The sequence below is a fragment of the Marinomonas sp. G8-14 genome (assembly GCF_055808935.1).
In genome coordinates this window covers 4,010,997-4,028,073 of sequence record NZ_CM147891.1, presented here as the reverse complement: position 1 = coordinate 4,028,073, position 17,077 = coordinate 4,010,997, and the positions used below count along the sequence as shown (strand labels likewise).

The following is a 17,077-nucleotide window of genomic DNA, read 5'->3' as shown; positions in this document are numbered from 1 at the left end:
TAGAGCAGAATGAGAAATACCGTTTTCCTGCTAGTGGTCTAGTTTTTACCTATAGCCAGACAATTTCCCTATAGGTATATTAGAAAGGTCTAGAACGCTATTTTTGCAAGAACCACCTTCATAAAGAGTACACAAATGGACATTCGATCATTACGTTACTTTATTGCTGTTTACGAAGAGCGCAGTTTAAGCGCCGCCGCCAAACGTTGCTTCGTTGCGCAACCGTCGATTTCCACCACGGTGGCCCAATTAGAAGATGATCTAGGCACCAAGCTTTTTGTTCGCCATTCCAAAGGCGTATCGCCCACTGACAGCGGTTCACAACTTTATCCCCATGCTTGCAAGATGGTCAGTGACCTTAGCGCCATGCGCAGCCTATTTATCGAAACACCCACACCGTTGGCTCTGTCTATTTCATTAACGCCCTTTTTATCGGGTGTGCTGATCAGCCAAGTCATCAAAACCATGCTGGATGAAGTCCATGGGCTGACCTTAAAGCTTGTCGATGAATCGGAAAGTGCCGACTTGCGTTTTACCTGCCAACGCTATACCAGCGAAGAAGACGTGTTTTATCCGTTATGGGAAGACGACTATGTTATCGCCATGCCGCTGGATCATTGGCTAGCAGACTTCCCTTCGCTATCCATTAAACAAATCGATAAACAGCCTTTTATTTCACGCACACCGTGCGATATTTTGGAATCATGGAACTACTTGATGCAAAAACAAGAACTCACTACAGATGTTCGTGCTCAAGTAAAAACAGAAGAATACGCGCTAGATTTGGTCGCGGCGGGACTGGGTATATCGTTAATCCCAGAACACTCCTCACGAGGCCGCAACGACCTGTGCTTACGACCGCTGAACGATGTGAAATTAAAGCGTGTGGTGGGCCTAGCGCACAAAAAAGAACGCAGCTTTCCGGCACACCTAATCAACACGATTTTGACCGCCAAGCAGCAATTATTAATCAATAAAAATCCGACTGATATTCGGCTCGCATAACTTTTACGCATCACAAGGTGCGTTTTTACCTTTTGCATTACCCCTGACCATTACACTAAAGTAGCTGAATCGATTTAACATTTATGGCAGGAAACCTTATGACTCCAACCGATTTTTTCGCATCCTTGTGGGATCATTACACAGCTGTTACCCCACAGGCTCAACGCATCCAAGCATTATTCAAAAGCCATGGTGAAAACGTACTAAACGATCACGTGGCCTTTCGGACGTTTAATAACTCACCGATCTCGTTAGAAAAATTAGAACCTCAGCTAGAAGCCATTGGTTATAAAGCTTATGGGGCGTTTCGTTTCGAAAACAAACACCTGAAAGCCCGTTGTTACCAACACCAAACGGATGTGGATTCACCCAAGATTTTTTTGTCTGAGGCTCTTAGTAGAAGAGCTGCCAGCGAACTGCCAAGAGATTATTGGTCAGTTCATCGCACAAATCCTGGCCGATGCCGTACAGACACCGGCTATTTTTTGGGCGGGTAAATTGTGGCAAACACCCACAGAGGCCGAATACCTAACACTTGCCGAGCACAGTGAATACGCCGCTTGGTTGTCTACAATGGGATTGCAAGCCAACCATTTCACCGTCAGCATTAACCATTTGAAGACATTCCCAACCATTGAGGATGTGAATACACTCGTTCAAAGCGAAGGCTACGCACTCAACCAAGTCGGCGGTTTGGTAAAAGGGTCGCCTGAACTCTTTCTTGAGCAGTCGTCCACCATGGCTGACAAAATCGATTTCACTTTTGCCGATGGCAAACAAAAAACCATTCCAAGCTGTTTTTATGAATTTGCCCGTCGTCATGTTATGCCTAATGGCAAACTGTTCGACAGCTTCATCGAAGGCAACGCCGATAAAATTTTTGATTCAACCAGCACTAAATAACAAGTCAGAAAATTGGAATTTAAACGAGTCCCAAGTGGCTCGTTTTTGCTTTTCAGCCTAGTCCCATCCTATCTTTGTCACCTTCCTGCGATAAAAATGCTTTGTGATGCGACGTGAAAAAGTAGTCGCCTGAGAGTCTGTACCGATTCGGCTGTCCGTGTATAATGCTCGCAGTTTAAATATGGGCCTTACGATTATGATGAACCAACTTATTGAATTTTCTATCAACCACTGGGAAATGGTCGCTGTCTTTTTAGCGATCCTTGCTACATTACTGTTTGTTGAGAGCAAAGGCGGTGCGCAGGGACTAACCCCTTCGGCAGCAACCAATCTGATGAATAATGAAGACGCCGTTGTTGTTGATATTCGTCCAGAAAAAGAGTTCAACACCGGTCACATTACGGGTGCGCTGAATATTCCTGCCACTAAAATGCAGGACAACTTAAAGCGTCTTGAAAAACACAAAGACACTCCAATCATTATCGTTTGTAAGTCGGGCATCACGTCTGGCGCCAGCGCAAAAGACCTCAAAAAAGCGGGCTTTAGCAAAATATACAAACTTCAAGGTGGTATTGTAGAATGGCAATCATCTAACCTACCACTAGTGAAAGGATAAGAGAGAATATTATGGCCACTGTCACTATCTATTCGAGCGATTACTGTCCGTTTTGCGTCAGAGCTAAGCAATTATTAACGGCCAAAAATGTTGCCTTTAATGAAATCCGTGTAGACGGAGAACGTGAATTACGACAAGAAATGATGGAAAAAAGCGGTCGCCATACTGTTCCACAAATTTGGATCGGTGAACGACATGTCGGCGGCTGTGATGATCTTTATGCCCTTGAGCGTGAGCAAAAACTCGACGCTTTACTAGCACAGTAATGCCTGAAAATATGACTTCATTCACCCAATAATAAAACGAAACCATTAACAAAAAGGAACTAAGATGTCCGATACAGCTGAAACACCAGAAGCACAAGAAGCGCAAACGCCACAACTTTCCATGCAGCGCGTGTTTTTAAAAGACATTTCTTTTGAATCTCCTCGTTCACCCATGATTTTCCAAGAAGAATGGAAACCAGAAGTCGGCTTAGAGTTGAACACAAAAAGCCGTCAAGTAGGTGAAAGCGTCTACGAAATCGTTCTAGAAATTACCGTCACTGTAAAAAATAATGGCAATACAGGTTATTTGGTACAAGTTCAACAAGGCGGTCTGTTCGTTATTTCTGGACTTAACGACCAACAATTACATCACGCTTTGGGGGCATTCTGCCCTGCGACACTGTTCCCTTATGCGCGTGAAAACATTGATGCTGTTGTGGTAAAAGGCAGTTTCCCTGCGATTATGCTTGCGCCTATCAATTTTGATGCGCTCTATATCGAAAGCCTACAAAAGCAACAAGCGGAAACCAAGCAATAATACAATTGAATGGCGAAAGCAAATAGACGTTAAGAAAAAGAGGCTACAGCCTCTTTTTTTGTTGCATAATAAGTATCTTGAGATCATCCAACACAACGGAAGCTGTGATGAAAAAGAAAAAAACCTTGTCCGAATTGTCTAAGAGCCGCTGGCTTATACTCTATTTGGGGTGTTTTGCCTTGCTTACCCTTCTTTTTGCCAATCAATTCTTAGAAAAAGGAATGTGACGTGAAGTGGCTATTCCTTTGGGCAAGCGTTTGCTTTTTAGCTGGCTGCGCCACCTACAAACAAGATATCGATGCGGGTCTAAGCTTAGCCAAAGAAGGCGAATGGAAAGCCGCAGAGAATAAACTTGAAGGCGTATTAAATAACCCACAAGATAAACTGCTGTACTATATGGAAGCTGGCGCTCTTGCCCAAAACCAAGGCGATTTTGAGCGTAGTAATACCTTGTTAGAACAGGCTGAAAAATTAAGTGACACGTTTTTCCCAGAAAATTTTTCCAACCGCTCTTGGGACTCTATTAACCAACCCTAGACAAAGTGATTATCGTGGCAGTGGCATAGAAGGTGTTTACATTAGCTACCTTAAATCCCTCAATTACCTTGCGCTAGCGGAACAAGAAACAGACACACGTCAGAAACGTCAGCTGCAGGATGCGGCTTTGGTTGAAGTACGTCGCATCGACATCAAACTGAATGAAATTCGCGCACAAAATCCAAGCTACCAAGATCTTAACGCGAAAGAAAACCAAGCCTTTTATATGAAAGCACTTAGCTGGTTAGGCAACTTTTACACCGGCGGACGCGATACGGATAAATTTATCTATCGTGATGATGCTTGGGCGCGCTACATGGAAGGTTTACAGTATGAAATAAGCGGTGAATACGACGACGCTCGAATTAGCTATCAAAAAGCCGCCAACCTCTACCAAGATGGCTACGCAAAACAATACGATTTACCCGTTATAACAGCGGAACGCGCTTGGCTGGATACGATTCGTATGATGCAGAAAGGCGGTTACAGCCAAGATGAGATCCAACAGCAAATTAACAGTAAGCTCTCTCCAGCCATGCAGGAAACACTCAAACAGTACCATGATGGAGCGTCTGAGCTGGTGATTTTAGAACATCAGGGATTTGTCCCAGACAAAAGCGAAATGACCTTATTATTGTATGCCGATCCTCGCGCTTACTCTTTGGTTTTAGAACCGCTACATGGCGGTGGAAGCACTCAAGCGAATGATTCGTTCCGTTGGTTTACCATGGTCTATGCAGACATAAACCCGCTTAATCTCATTGCGAATTACAAAGCTGGTGGCGCTTGGGGAACCTTTTCAGGTATCTTTACTAAGCGTGTGATTCTTGGTCAACCTGTTTGGCAGCAACTCAGCGCCACCCATGTCGATAAACTACTTACCGAACAAACCATACGTGTTACTGTGCCTTATTATGGTCGTTTCACATTGGATCAACACCAACCCACATTGCAAGTGAGCACAGAAACGGTCGCCCCCTTTAAAAACAGTATCCGCATGACCTCTCTTGCGGACATCGCCTTTCAAGAGCAGTTGGCACAAGCACAACGAGACATTTATGAGGGCTTAGTGAGAGAACTATTGCGCAGCTGGTTAGCGTATCAGGTATCATCCAATGTGCAGGATCAAAATGCAGCGTTGATTTTAAATCTGATTGGACAAGTCGCTGTCTTTGCGTCTTCCGCTGCGGACACTAGAAATTGGTTGACGTTACCCGCGCAAGTTAGATTAACAAGAGCACCATTACCTCCGGGTGAATACACCCCAGATTATCAGGTAAATCAGAAGACCTTTTCTCTTGGTAAGGTACAACTAGAAGCAAACAAAATTAAAGTGTGGAATCTACGCAACCCTAACTAAATTCGTTAAACTCAGAGGTTATTGGTTACACTCATAACCACAAGCCAAAACGCACGTAAGGAAAATACTCATGTTCATCGCGACACACAGACATTCCAAATGGACAGTCCTGTCATTCAAGGGTCTATTTACTCTCTTTATGGCAATGTTGTTAACCGCCTGCTCTGGTAGTGTTAAACGTCTGGATACGAACGAAGACGTTATGCTATCGGATCGCTGGAATGACACAGATTCCCGTCTTGTAGCAGAAGAAATGATGGGCGACATGCTCACTTTCCCATGGTTCCGTGATTACAATTTTAGTAATAAAGGGAATCCAACAGTCATAGTACAAAGCATTCGTAATAAAACCTCTGAGCATATTCCTGTCGAGACCTTTATTAACGACATCAAACGCAGTTTATTGCGTGCCGGCAAAGTCGACTTTGTTGTGTCTGGCGCAGAGCGAGATGACATTCGCGCGGAACGTGAAGAGCAAGAACTTAATGCCGCACCGGATACTGTCGCGAAGTTTGGCCTTGAGCAAGGCGCAGGGTTCGCATTATCCGGCACCATCAACTCAATTGTTGATTCCAATGGCGATCAGCGTGTTAGTTTCTATCAAGTCGATTTGAAATTGATTGATATGACCACCAACCGTGAAGTCTGGAACGGTCAGAAAAAGATCAAAAAATTGGCAGATAAAGGCTTTTTCTAATTATGCAACGCGTTGCGCTTCCTACTCAACGATACTGCCTGTTATTAGCAGGGCTAGTGCTCTGCTTAACAGGCTGTTCGAGCTTCAATACACAATCGGCTCAAAATGAGGATAGTCTACCCAGCTGGGTCATGTCTCCTCCTCAAAACAGCACACATTTGTATGGCGTCGGCAGCGCAACGCGCATTGAGAATATAGCCTTGGCTTTCACTCAAGCCGAGCAAAATGGTAACTTACAGATTGCACAGCAACTTCGTACTCAAGTCAGCCAAGTAAATACACAAGATACCCAAGTTAGATCCGGACAAGGTGTTGAGCAGGTTTCAAAAACTCAAACGGCCTACACGCAAATCACCACTTCCCCCATAGAGCTAGAGCAAACGGTTAATGAGCAACGTTTTGCTGATAAGAACTATGTATACGCACTACAATCGATTGATCGTAGCCGTATTGTTGCCAAGCTAAAAATCGCCATTAACGACACAGACGACATGATTCGCAAACTGGCGACGTCATTGACGCAAACAGAAGACCAATATCCTGCACCGCAGGACTGGCAAACCTTTATGCAGCTCATTCCCTACTTTGCCCAGCGCAAATTCTATAAAGATGAACTCAGTCTGTATTCAACCGAGCGGCTTCCATCTGGCAAAGCCGATACAGAGATACAAGACATAGAACAACGACTCAACCAAGCACTGACCCATTATGGTTTTGATGTATCCACCACAAAACAAGCCGATCATCTTGCCAGTGCACTTTCCAAATTTGGACTAACGCCAAAAAGCGGCTCTTTGTTCCAACTTAATAGTCGAACAGCGCAGCATCACGAAGAACAAGATGGACGTTTTTATGTGTTTGAAGATGGCACATTGGAGCTAATAGATCCTGCTGGCACACGACTAGCATCTTGGACAGTAAGTGCAAGAGGCATTGCTAAGAATCTAGACAAAGCTCAAGAGCAAGCCACCATAGCTTGGTCAAATCAAGCCATAGAAGCCATGTTTACTTGGTTGACACGCTTGAATTAATTGACTGATTTAAACAGAACAGCCCAGCACAATACCTACTATCTTGTATGTTGTTGATCATCGGCATGCTAGACATTTCTGCCCTAGTGGATAACAGCCGAGTCTCCTTTATGCAAAGCCACATCGAATACGCGCTAAGCACTCTAAACTCTGTTAAACTGCGTGGCCTTTAGTTGCTCACTGTGAGTGGCTTTACACATCATTAGGAACACCAGTGTCAAAATTCTTTTATCGCGGCAAACCCGATATTATGGGAAAACATAATTTAGGCAATTATCAACCTAAGCCGAAAGTAAAATATGGTAGCGAAGAAAATCCGCTGGTTTTACAAGTGCAAAGCGCCGAGCGTGAACAAGAAATAAGCGCCATACTGATCGCTAACCATTTATTTGCAGAGATTCGCATCGACAGTGAAGCCGCAGAGGACATTACAGCTTTAGATGTAGCGCTTAACAAACCCGCCCCTCAAATTGTTGAGAAAACGCCTCAGCGCAACGACCCATGCCCATGTGGGAGTAGCAAAAAATACAAAAAATGCTGTGGTTAAACACACGAAACAATTTTCTTATAAAAATTAGCGACCGCTATAGCTATTATAGGGCCGCTAAATTTTAGCTATCTGTCAATATTAACGCTCAGGACAAGTCTTCATAAGGCAAACCAACATATTGCATCGCAATAATACGGCGGCCCGCTTCTGTGTCCGTGTAAAAGTTCAACTCAGAACTCATAAACTTCTCATAGGTAGCCGCATCCGTGTCATGCACATCACCCTGACCAAAATCATGCAACATGCTCGTCATCCACCAAGAGAAACGTTCTCCGTGCCAAACACGACGCAAACATATGTCTGAGTATTGAGAGATACAATCTTTGTCACCGTCTTTGTACACTCGCTTCATCACTTTATTCAATGTCGCTACGTCGGATGCCGCTAAGTTCAGCCCTTTAGCGCCGGTTGGTGGCACGATGTGGGCCGCGTCACCGACCAAAAACAAATTTCCGTATTGCATTGGTTCGCAAACAAAAGAACGCAATGGGGCAATACTTTTCTCGATACTTGGGCCCGTTACTAGCTTCGCGGCCACGTCATCAGGAAGACGACGTTTTAGCTCTGTCCAGAAATCATCATCGCTCCAATCTTCCACTTTGTCTGTAAGAGGGACTTGAAGGTAATAACGCGAGCGCGTTGCCGAACGCATGCTGGTCATGGCAAAACCACGGTCTGTTTTACAGTAAATCAATTCATGATTAACAGGAGGCGTATCGGAAAGTACGCCCAGCCAACCAAATGGATAAACACGCTCAAACTCTTTACGAGACGACTCAGGGATGGTTTGACGTGAGACACCATGGAAGCCATCACAACCCGCTATATAGTCACAGTCGAGTCTATGTTGTTCACCATTTTGCTCAAACGTCACATAAGGAGTATCGGTTTTTACATCGTGTAACACCACATTGCTGGATTCATAGTAGGTCGTGAGGCCAGCTTTCTGACGCGCATCCATCAAATCACGAGTCACTTCCGTTTGACCATAAACCATGACAGTACTGCCGCCGGTGAGTTTTTCTAACTCAATCTGTACGCGTTTATTATTAAACGCTAACTCAACACCAGTATGAATTTGACCTTCCCGATCCATTCGCTCACCGACACCAGCTTCACGAAGTAAGTCCGTCATACCCTGCTCAAGCACACCAGCACGGATTCGTCCCAAAATGTACTCTCCGGAAACGCGCTCAATAATAACGTTATCAATGCCTTGTTTTGCTAACAATTGACCTAGCAACAACCCCGATGGACCTGCGCCAATAATCGCCACTTGTGTTTTCATCATGCTCTCCAATTTATTGTTATTTTTCGACAAGGGATTAGTCCTTATCTAGTGCTATCCATCATGAAAGATTCAGCGCGATTTCGTTAGGTGATTTATGATCAAAAAATTGTACTTTTTGATCATTTTTCATTTTTAAACGCAGCACTTATGTTTCAATAAAAAATGACTTCATCATGATTTTGGCTTATAAAAGTCGCTATATATCCAATTATTTTGTGTTTTTTTACACCATTAGAAAGAGATTATTCCATCATGTCACGCGCCTCCAACATCCCACACTTTGGACTTTATGGTGAATCCAGCTGGATTAATGATCCGGAGTTTTTTCACATTGAGGACATAGAGTCGCGCAGTAGTCACCTTGGCTGGAAAATAAATCCACATCGACACGCACAGCTTTTCCAGATTCTTATTTTGAAATCCGGTGAAGCCAAAGTTCAGCTAGACGAGCAGCAATACAAACTACAAGGAGCATGGGCTATTATTGTACCTGCTGGGGTAGTGCACGGTTTTCGTTTCGCCCCCGACACCGATGGACGGGTAATTAGCATCGCGGAACCTTTACTTGAAGACGCTTACAAAGAGAAAGCGGCCAAATTTATCCAACCGCTGCTCAGCCAAGCGTGTTACATTGACTTTAATGATCATCGCAATGTCTTTTCTGAGCTTTGGCCACTGATTCAGCAACTCGAAAATGAATCAGCGCTCATTCGCGAAGGGAGAGGTTTGATGAGCGAATACCTCATTAAAGCCATCTTACTGTTACTCTATCGTCAACATGCCAACGGCAAGGTTGGAAGTGCAAATAAAACCGAAAGTAGTCATGCACAATGGTTAAAAGAATTAATCGAAAAACACTATCGCGAACACTGGACCAGTGATCAATATGCCCAAGCTTTAGGCACCTCCACCAGCCGTTTAAATAGACTCTGCAAAACTACTTTTAATCAAAGTGTTCTAGACCTGATTCATGACCGCATTCTGGTAGAGGCCAAGCGCAGTCTGATTTATACCGTACGTTCGGTGGAAGAAATAAGCTACGACTTGGGTTTTAAAGACCCAGGCTACTTTTCACGTTTTTTTAAACGCTCGACCGGCCTTCCCCCTGGGAAATTCAGAACATTAAGTAACCAACCATCGATATGATGAATTTTTCTAACCTATTAGCTGAAAATTGATCGTTTGCTGAATGATTGGTCAAAACCTAAAATAACAAGTGTCAAATATAACTGCATTTTTTTAGGAGAATGACCATGAAAAACGATATGAAATTCGACACATTCGGCAACCTTGATACAGATTACTATGTAGAAAAAGCCTATGAATTACGTCGTGCTTACTATGCAGCAGCCATCAAAAAAGCCAGCGCTAGTATCAAAGCATTGTTTGTTAAAATGACGGCAAATCGCTCAGTAAAAACCTCCGCACAACCACAGCACTAACTCGCTACGTCAACGTTATTTGCTTTTTCATCGCCGTTGTTAATTGCACTAAAATAAACAGTCAACAGCCGCTGCCGAAACAAATAGCCGAGTGACAGACAGTACCCCATGTTTCCGATGATCGAACGGCAAGAATAAAAAATCGATCCGGTAACAGGGCTCTCACTTTACAACCTTTTCCTTAAAGTCCCTCCAGAGCCTATTTTTTCAGTCATCAAAACGTCATAAATATGACATAAAATTCTTTTCTAGATACTTCTTTCACTAAGATAGTTTTGAGACGAAATGAGCCAAATTGACGACCATGCTCTACTTGAGAAAATCCTTTCAAATGGATTAATCACGCCATACTTCCAGCCTATTTACGATTTAACAAATGGTGAGATATATGGTCATGAAGCCCTTTCTCGTGGGCCAATGAATTCTACACTGTTCTCCCCAGACCCCTTATTTACCTTGGCTCAGCAGCAAGGAAAACTGCATAAATTAGAGTTACTTTGTCGTGAAAAAGCGCTCTCAAAATTCGCGAAATTAGCCCTAAAAGGACGTCTGTTTTTGAATGTCAGCGCCTCCCTACTGGCTTCACCTAATCATCAGTCAGGCATGACCTTAGCCATTTTAAAAGACTTAGGTTTGGATCAAAAAGACATCGTTATTGAGTTATCCGAACAACACCCATACGATCATAATGGGTTACCACGCAGCAGCGTTGACCATTATCGTGAAATGGGCTTCCAAGTTGCAATTGATGACCTAGGCGTTGGCTATTCAGGTCTACAACTTTGGTCTGAATTGCAACCAGATATCGTCAAAGTCGATAAACATTTTATTAAAGGCATCGACAAAGACGAGATCAAACGCGAATTTGTGCGGTCCATACTGACGATCGCTCAACGACTAAACTGTATCCTCATCGCTGAAGGCATAGAAAACCAACAGGAACTCGATCAACTGATTGAAATTGGCGTCACACTAGGACAAGGCTATTTTCTCGGCCGACCTACAGAAAACCCCGCTTTTTCAACACATCCGTATTTAGTGAAACAAGCCCAAAGACGCTCTCAATTCCACATTGATCATACTGAGACGGTACAAACCTTATGTCGACCAACACCAACCTTGCACGAAGATTGCCTCTTAGATGACGCGTCACAATGCTTTAAAAAACAACCAGATCTTGTAGCTATCCCTATTTTAAACGATAAACAAGAACCGCTTGGTGTCGTACACCGCAATCAATTGCATGAACTGTTTTCCACGCCCTACGGACGCGCTCTATATGAACATAAATCCGTCACCAATTTACTCAGTAACGATGCGCTTATCGTAGAAAGCAACGTCAGTTTGTCGAGTGTGTCAGCCTTAATAACGGACCAAGAAGCCGACCGACTCAACAACGAGATCATCGTCGTTAAAGAAGGTAAGTTTATTGGCACAGGACACCTGAGAGACTTGCTTAAACGCATTACCGAATTAAAAATCCAAAACGCCACGTACTCGAATCCGCTCACGTTATTACCTGGCAACGTTCCCATACACAGAGAAGTGAGTCGACGCTTGGCTGCGAATGAAAACTTTTATGTGGCGTATTTTGACCTGAACGATTTCAAACCTTTTAATGACTTCTTTGGTTACTCAAAAGGCGACGCGGTCATCCAATTGGTCGGTTCGTTGATTAAAGAGTGGGTTACCCCAGACAACAATTTTATCGGCCATATTGGTGGTGACGATTTTGTGGTGATTTTTGGTGATCACGATTGGCGCCCTCAGTGTGAAGCGATTCTCCTTGCTTTTGATCAAAAAGTACGTGAATTTTATTCTGCTGATACGCTCCAAGAAGGGGGAGTTTGGACAAAAAACCGTCATGGCGAAGTGCTTTTCCACCCTATTTTAAGCTTAGCCATAGGCGTTGTGCACCCAGACCCACAACAATGCAGTAACCATCATCAGGTAGCAGAACTGGCAGCACAAGCCAAAAAATCGGCCAAACAACAAGGTGGCAATCACATTTACCTACAGCCTTATCTCACACAAATAACCGCAACAGGATAATGTGACCTAACTGTCACAAAGACCTCATAACTCTGTCACAAAAGCACTTTAGTCTTGGGGTAGACCATAGAGGAGGCGTTTATGCAGACCACATTTCGATCCGTGTTTATTTCTGATGTGCATTTAGGTACCAAAGCCTGCCAAGCCGCACATTTATTGGATTTTTTGCAAAGCATCAAGACTGACACCTTGTATTTGGTCGGTGACATTATCGATCTACAGGAAATGCGTCATAAAGCCTACTTTATCGACACACATCATCAAGTAGTCGAACGTATTCTTGCTATGGCAAAATCAGGCACCAAGGTCATTTATATTCCAGGTAATCATGATGCGTTTTTTCGTCAATTTGCCGGTCAGACGCTTTCTGGAGTTGAGATAAAACTCAACGCTCGCCACAAAACTGTCAATGGCCGCACCTTTTATGTCAGTCATGGTGACGAATTCGATCAAATGGTTAAAATTAGCCCACTGATGCTCGCCATTGGCGACAAAGCCCACGGACTAATGTTGTCACTAAATCAATGGATAAACGGCGTCAGACGCTTCCTTGGCCTGCCTTATTGGTCTTTGGCTGGCTATGTAAAAAGCCACATTAGCAAAGCAAAAGAGTTTATCGAACGCTTTGAAACCGCCGCGTTAAAATCGGCCAAGAACCACAAAGTCGACGGCTACATATGTGGTCATATTCACTTTGCTTCCTTTCGTATCAAAGACGACATTCTTTATTGCAACGATGGAGACTGGGTCGAACATTGCACAGCGCTAACAGAATCTGCCGCAGGGGAAATGAGCCTAATACACTGGTCAGAAAACCCAAAAATCTTAGCCACGGAACCCAAAGAAGAGAATTGGGGATTGTCGCCAATGCCTACTCGGAGTTAGTGACGCAGGACATCGAAAATATCAGTCACTTTTATTCTGCAAACAACTAACGCGTCGTAAACTTCACACGCCCGCCGCCCATTTGGTTTAGGTCGTGCAATCGACAGTCTTTGCCTTGGTAGGCGATTTGTGCGAGTAGTAATTCAGCGGTGGCTAAGGCATCGGTAAGCGCATCATGACCTTGATATTCAGGCAAGCCGTAACGTTCACGGCAGGCGCCGAGGCGAAAGCCACCATCTTGTATCGGTTGCTGGGATCTGTGTGCCTTTGCCCTTTCTATGGCTAAAGTGTCTAGCCAGCTCACTGAAAATGCTGGTAAGGCTTCGGTTTGCCATGCGTGCTTTAAAAAGCCCAGTTCCATAGGGGCGTGGTGCATAACCAAAACGCGCTCGCGCAGTAGATGCCTTAGATAACGCAGCACACTTTCTTGGCGTTTCCCCTGTTGCTGCACGTCCGAATCGGTGATCATATGAATGCCAACGCTGTCACCAATTGGCGCGCTATCCAACACAATATGTCGCGCCGTATCTAATTCGATTACCCCCTTATAGATGCACACCCAGCCAAAGCTAACAATATGATCGTTTTTTGGATCCAAGCCAGAGGTTTCAATATCCAACACTAAATAATTCCACTCAGTCCAAGCACGCTGCATCGCTTGACGCGATATGTGCCACGCTTTTACTTTTTGTAGGCAGCGTAATAGCATCTAACTGTAGCCTCTTAGAAAGCGTTGTTGAGCCACATCTTGCACATCACTGATGATACCGAATGTGGTTTTCAGGTGCTTACGCTCCAAGGAGCTGAGATTTTTCGGATCCAAATAAGCGCTGGCTTTACCGGTCGATTGCCAGTGTTGGCTTTGTACCTCCAAGCGCAAACCGTTTAGTTTATCCCACGCGTCGATCAAATTACGGGCCGTATCGGTGCTGATCAATTTTTCTCGAATCGCCTGTTCGATACGATCTAATGTCGCCGCTCGGTATGTTTGACAAGATAAACCATACAAACGAGCTAAATCATTAATCAGTGCTAAACCTTGGTGTTTCAGATCCAATTGATGCTTGTGTTCACCAGACGATTCCAGCAAAAAATGTCGGAAAAAACCTAATGGAGGCTTAGTCGCCAACGCGGTGCGTGTTAGGGTCGCCAGGAAAACACTATTTTTCTGAATGTCCCGTTGCATCGATGCGATAAGCGCGTCAACAGGCGCTTCACTTCCATAGACACAACGAATATCAAAAAAGATGCTGGCATGAAGCAAAGCACTTGGGGCACCACTTTTAATCCAAGCCGAAAACACCTGCCGCCAACCAGCTTCTGTCTTGCGCCACTCAGGGTTACTGGCCATGATATTGCCGGGACACAAGCGAATGCCACACAAGGCAAGCCCTTGGCAGATAAACTCCGCTAAATCAGCAAAGTACTGACTTTCTGCTGCCGTTGGTTCACGCTCTAACATTAAGCCATTATCTTGATCGCTCCCCAATGACTGGTCACGGCGTGCTTGTGAACCAAAGACTAAAAACTGGAACGCCATGGGCGCCGGACCAAATTTTTCCAGCGCCAGTTCAATCACTCGACGCGTCAAGTTATCACTGACCGTCGCTATGACCTTCCCTACGTCGGCCGGTTTCATATCGGTCACAATCAGGTTAATGATCAAGGTCGGCCATTGTTTGCAAACATTGGCAAGGCTGTCTAAAGCATGTTGACGATGAATTTGGTTAATCAATAGCAATGGACTGAGGCTCTTGATGCCGCAGTAAGTCTGCCGCGGTGAGCATTCCCACCGCTCTTTGTTGTTCATCGACAATGGGCAGGTGATGTATATTACTCTCACTCATCAGAGTCTGCGCCTGCATCACTAAAGCATCTGGCGTCAAACTAACGGGATTTAGGGTCATAATATCTCTGACCAAGGTATCTGAAGAGCCGCCTAATGCCAAAATACGTGAACGCAAATCTCGATCTGTCACTATGCCCAGCAAGCGTTCCTCTTCAACCACTAAAATCGAACTAACCCGAGCGTCGGTCATACGCATGGCAATGGTTTGCACCGTCTCTTCTGGCGTAGCTAAAATCAGCTGGCGGGTCATAATGTGGGTAACTGGGGTAGATAACTGTAATGCGGGCGACGCCAGTTCGTTACGTTGACTGCGGGAAAGTTTGCGTAGCCGGTTATGCCGCGTGTGCTCAAAAAAAGCCCAAAGGCGTCACTCTTCTCCAGCGTCTCCATAAAGTGCGCTTTGTCGAAACGATAAACGAGGCTATCTTCCATGGCGACCACTTGTAAACCATCAGGGTTTTGTGCCATCACACTGGACACACCAAAGCATTCACCATCGGCTATTTGATCCACCAACCCGCCTTTTGGGGTACGGATTTCACACGCGCCACGACGAATCAAATGCACGGTTGCCGCATCACCTTTTAAGGTAAGCGTCTGCCCCTGACGCACATATAACATTGTCACCCCCGTCAGTAAGTGCTTACGTTCGAGCAAGGTTAGACTTGAGAAAGGTGGTATGGATTCGATAAATTTATGTACTTCAGGGATGTCTATAGCAGCCATTTTATTATTCTCGTTTTATCGACATATAAAAGAGTGTGCGCTTTTATCATAGACAACAAAACCCTTCTTAGACCAATGTCTAGAAAGACGAATAAGAACTTGCCCTAGGCAAGCAATGAATGAAGGTGGACGATTATGAGCTAACCAAGTATCACACTGTTGCGGCCATGTGATTTGGCCAAATATAACGCGTTGTCTGCTCTCGATAATAATGCATCCATGGTGTCTTTGTCTTGATAACTCGCGATGCCAATACTGACACTGGTTAAGACAGTTTTATCGTCCGCCTTAAAAGAATAGGCATTCACTTTGGCACGCAGAGACTCCATTAGAATAGAGGCGTCCTTGATGTTATGGCAGGGTAAAATCACTAAAAATTCTTCGCCTCCCCAACGCCCAATAATACCATGACCATCCACCGATTTTTCCATTAGCTTACCTAGAGCGATCAGCACATCATCCCCTACTTGATGGCCAAATTCGTCGTTAACCTTTTTAAAATAATCAATATCAATCATCGCCACCGTCAGATTCTCAATGCACACACCTTGTTGCGATTCGTCTTCCAGCTGGTCATCAAAGGCTTGAGATAAACGCTTCATCATCATTCGTCGATTCGGCAATTCAGTTAGCGGGTCAATCAGTGAGGTTTTTTCTAATTCAATATTAAGCTGTCTTAAACTGCGTTGATAACGATCCGATATTCGGGTCATTTTTTCCAATTGACGTAAGTGTTTATCAAAACGCTCACTGAGACTTCTTTCCCGTTGAATCATCATATCTTGATACGAATCAGACAACCGAGTTAAACGCTCCATACGATCCCATTGGTCTTGATTGATTTCCCATAACTGTTTTAACGCTTTACTAGCAGGGTGATCCTGATATTCAGGCACAGATAAGATGCCATGAATGGTTTTTTCAAGCTCAGTGAAATCGGTTTTCATTTATTTGCCTATGATATTAAAAGGAAAAGTACAGTCTTCTTTGAACTCTTCAGCCAACTCAGCAACACGTTCGTTTTCTGCATCAAAATACCAATTAACCGCCACTTGACGACCTTCCTGAAAGGCCTCTTCCATTTCATCAAATATATCCATCATCACTTTAATACTGCTTGTGTTGAGATAGAGTAAGGTCAACTCTAGAGTCAACGGTGCAGAGGTTTCTTTTAAATAGCTCATCACCCAAGCCATCATAGAGCTGTATAGCTCATAAGAATTCTCTGGGTAAGAGTCTCCTTCCATGTAAAGTATGCCGTTTTGCCAATCGCCTTTTATGCTTGGAGAAGACACGGTTCCTTCTATAACTAAATCATTCATTGTGATT

General features: G+C 44.2%; 22 protein-coding genes. 15 read left to right on the top strand and 7 right to left on the bottom strand.

What is annotated here, in order from left to right; genetic code table 11:
- Positions 1 to 135 precede the first annotated feature (135 nt).
- The 11 genes from AC0L6V_RS20665 (at position 136) to AC0L6V_RS20615 (ending at position 7,500) form a co-directional block, all read left to right on the top strand.
- Entirely contained in the window at positions 136 to 1,005 is an 870-nt protein-coding gene (locus AC0L6V_RS20665; RefSeq protein ID WP_265220203.1) for a LysR family transcriptional regulator, read from the top strand.
- A 98-nt stretch (positions 1,006 to 1,103) separates the two neighbouring features.
- A complete protein-coding gene (locus AC0L6V_RS20660; protein ID WP_418138568.1) occupies positions 1,104 to 1,502 on the top strand; it encodes a VOC family protein in 399 nt (132 codons plus the stop codon).
- Between the two features lies 1 nt (position 1,503).
- Complete coding sequence (locus AC0L6V_RS20655; RefSeq protein WP_265220201.1) at positions 1,504 to 1,908, top strand: 2-oxoadipate dioxygenase/decarboxylase family protein; 405 nt, start codon at positions 1,504 to 1,506, stop codon at positions 1,906 to 1,908.
- A 196-nt stretch (positions 1,909 to 2,104) separates the two neighbouring features.
- Complete coding sequence (locus tag AC0L6V_RS20650) at positions 2,105 to 2,524, top strand: rhodanese-like domain-containing protein (RefSeq protein ID WP_265220200.1); 420 nt, start codon at positions 2,105 to 2,107, stop codon at positions 2,522 to 2,524.
- Between the two features lie 11 nt (positions 2,525 to 2,535).
- Positions 2,536 to 2,790, top strand: a complete 255-nt coding sequence (gene grxC / locus AC0L6V_RS20645; protein WP_111606720.1) for a glutaredoxin 3 — start codon at positions 2,536 to 2,538, stop codon at positions 2,788 to 2,790.
- 64 nt (positions 2,791 to 2,854) lie between these two features.
- The gene (gene secB / locus AC0L6V_RS20640) at positions 2,855 to 3,328 is read left to right on the top strand and encodes a protein-export chaperone SecB (RefSeq protein ID WP_111606719.1); all 474 of its coding nucleotides are present in this window, start codon (positions 2,855 to 2,857) and stop codon (positions 3,326 to 3,328) included.
- Between the two features lie 228 nt (positions 3,329 to 3,556).
- Positions 3,557 to 3,865, top strand: a complete 309-nt coding sequence (locus AC0L6V_RS20635; protein ID WP_265220199.1) for a hypothetical protein — start codon at positions 3,557 to 3,559, stop codon at positions 3,863 to 3,865.
- Complete coding sequence (locus AC0L6V_RS20630; RefSeq protein ID WP_418138567.1) at positions 3,804 to 5,225, top strand: COG3014 family protein; 1,422 nt, start codon at positions 3,804 to 3,806, stop codon at positions 5,223 to 5,225. The genes AC0L6V_RS20635 and AC0L6V_RS20630 overlap by 62 nt, the downstream gene beginning before the upstream one ends.
- 70 nt (positions 5,226 to 5,295) lie before the next feature.
- On the top strand, positions 5,296 to 5,922 hold the full coding sequence (locus AC0L6V_RS20625) for a penicillin-binding protein activator LpoB (RefSeq protein ID WP_265220197.1): 627 nt from the start codon (positions 5,296 to 5,298) through the stop codon (positions 5,920 to 5,922).
- Positions 5,923 to 5,924: 2 nt separating this feature from the next.
- The gene (locus AC0L6V_RS20620; protein ID WP_265220196.1) at positions 5,925 to 6,953 is read left to right on the top strand and encodes an LPP20 family lipoprotein; all 1,029 of its coding nucleotides are present in this window, start codon (positions 5,925 to 5,927) and stop codon (positions 6,951 to 6,953) included.
- A gap of 214 nt (positions 6,954 to 7,167) precedes the next feature.
- A complete protein-coding gene (locus AC0L6V_RS20615) occupies positions 7,168 to 7,500 on the top strand; it encodes a PBPRA1643 family SWIM/SEC-C metal-binding motif protein (protein WP_265220195.1) in 333 nt (110 codons plus the stop codon).
- 88 nt (positions 7,501 to 7,588) lie between these two features.
- On the opposite strand, the gene pobA is transcribed toward AC0L6V_RS20615, so the two are convergent.
- On the bottom strand, positions 7,589 to 8,791 hold the full coding sequence (gene pobA / locus AC0L6V_RS20610; RefSeq protein ID WP_409419007.1) for a 4-hydroxybenzoate 3-monooxygenase: 1,203 nt from the start codon (positions 8,789 to 8,791) through the stop codon (positions 7,589 to 7,591).
- 255 nt (positions 8,792 to 9,046) lie between these two features.
- Between pobA and AC0L6V_RS20605 the strand changes: the two genes are divergently transcribed.
- The 4 genes from AC0L6V_RS20605 to AC0L6V_RS20590 all read left to right on the top strand — a co-directional run bounded on the left by AC0L6V_RS20605 (position 9,047) and on the right by AC0L6V_RS20590 (position 13,173).
- Positions 9,047 to 9,940: a helix-turn-helix domain-containing protein gene (locus tag AC0L6V_RS20605; protein ID WP_265220194.1), complete on the top strand. Its 894-nt coding sequence runs from the start codon at positions 9,047 to 9,049 to the stop codon at positions 9,938 to 9,940.
- A 107-nt stretch (positions 9,941 to 10,047) separates the two neighbouring features.
- Complete coding sequence (locus AC0L6V_RS20600; protein ID WP_265220193.1) at positions 10,048 to 10,236, top strand: RSP_7527 family protein; 189 nt, start codon at positions 10,048 to 10,050, stop codon at positions 10,234 to 10,236.
- Positions 10,237 to 10,521: 285 nt separating this feature from the next.
- Positions 10,522 to 12,288 (top strand): GGDEF domain-containing protein, encoded by a 1,767-nt coding sequence (locus AC0L6V_RS20595; protein WP_265220192.1) that lies wholly within the window; start codon positions 10,522 to 10,524, stop codon positions 12,286 to 12,288.
- Positions 12,289 to 12,369: 81 nt separating this feature from the next.
- Complete coding sequence (locus AC0L6V_RS20590) at positions 12,370 to 13,173, top strand: UDP-2,3-diacylglucosamine diphosphatase (protein WP_265220190.1); 804 nt, start codon at positions 12,370 to 12,372, stop codon at positions 13,171 to 13,173.
- 46 nt (positions 13,174 to 13,219) lie between these two features.
- Here the strand turns inward: AC0L6V_RS20590 and AC0L6V_RS20585 are convergent, their stop codons facing one another.
- From AC0L6V_RS20585 to siaC, 6 genes are all read right to left on the bottom strand, one after another.
- The gene (locus AC0L6V_RS20585) at positions 13,220 to 13,882 is read right to left on the bottom strand and encodes a 3'-5' exonuclease (RefSeq protein WP_265220189.1); all 663 of its coding nucleotides are present in this window, start codon (positions 13,880 to 13,882) and stop codon (positions 13,220 to 13,222) included.
- The gene (locus AC0L6V_RS20580) at positions 13,883 to 14,914 is read right to left on the bottom strand and encodes a DUF294 nucleotidyltransferase-like domain-containing protein (RefSeq protein WP_418138566.1); all 1,032 of its coding nucleotides are present in this window, start codon (positions 14,912 to 14,914) and stop codon (positions 13,883 to 13,885) included.
- The gene (locus AC0L6V_RS20575) at positions 14,901 to 15,272 is read right to left on the bottom strand and encodes a CBS domain-containing protein (protein WP_418138565.1); all 372 of its coding nucleotides are present in this window, start codon (positions 15,270 to 15,272) and stop codon (positions 14,901 to 14,903) included. The genes AC0L6V_RS20580 and AC0L6V_RS20575 overlap by 14 nt, the downstream gene beginning before the upstream one ends.
- The gene (locus tag AC0L6V_RS20570) at positions 15,269 to 15,748 is read right to left on the bottom strand and encodes a cyclic nucleotide-binding domain-containing protein (RefSeq protein ID WP_265220187.1); all 480 of its coding nucleotides are present in this window, start codon (positions 15,746 to 15,748) and stop codon (positions 15,269 to 15,271) included. The genes AC0L6V_RS20575 and AC0L6V_RS20570 overlap by 4 nt, the downstream gene beginning before the upstream one ends.
- Positions 15,749 to 15,888: 140 nt before the next feature.
- Complete coding sequence (locus tag AC0L6V_RS20565) at positions 15,889 to 16,695, bottom strand: GGDEF domain-containing protein (protein WP_265220186.1); 807 nt, start codon at positions 16,693 to 16,695, stop codon at positions 15,889 to 15,891.
- Positions 16,696 to 17,070 (bottom strand): biofilm regulation phosphoprotein SiaC, encoded by a 375-nt coding sequence (gene siaC, locus AC0L6V_RS20560; RefSeq protein WP_265220185.1) that lies wholly within the window; start codon positions 17,068 to 17,070, stop codon positions 16,696 to 16,698.
- Positions 17,071 to 17,077: the final 7 nt, after the last annotated feature.